Genomic DNA, 247 nt, shown 5'->3' with positions numbered 1-247 from the left:
GATAGAAGCCGATAGCCGGCTCGTTCCAGTCCAGTACGCTCCATTCAAGCCGTCCGCAATTCTTCGCCACCGCCTCGCGGGCGATGTGCCGCAGCAATTGCCGCCCGGCACCGTCGCCGCGCTGCTCGGGCGTTATGTACAGGTCTTCCAGGTAGATGCCGTTGCGCCCGAGCCAGGTCGAGTAGCTATAGAAATACACGGCAAAGCCGATTGCCCGGCCATTGCGCTCGCACATCAGGCTATGCAC

Annotated in this window: 1 protein-coding gene; it reads right to left on the bottom strand. The window is 61.9% G+C overall.

Annotated elements, in window-relative coordinates; all coding sequences use genetic code 11:
* Window positions 1–247 (bottom strand): GNAT family N-acetyltransferase (locus FQ664_RS26610; protein WP_144175965.1); only part of this gene is annotated, 247 nt, incomplete at both ends.

It is taken from the genome of Pseudomonas persica, from assembly GCF_900291015.1.
In the GTDB taxonomy this organism is placed as follows: Bacteria; Pseudomonadota; Gammaproteobacteria; order Pseudomonadales; family Pseudomonadaceae; genus Aquipseudomonas.
The sequence above is the reverse complement of the archived record's forward strand: the minus strand, read 5'-3'. Positions and strand labels throughout refer to the sequence as shown.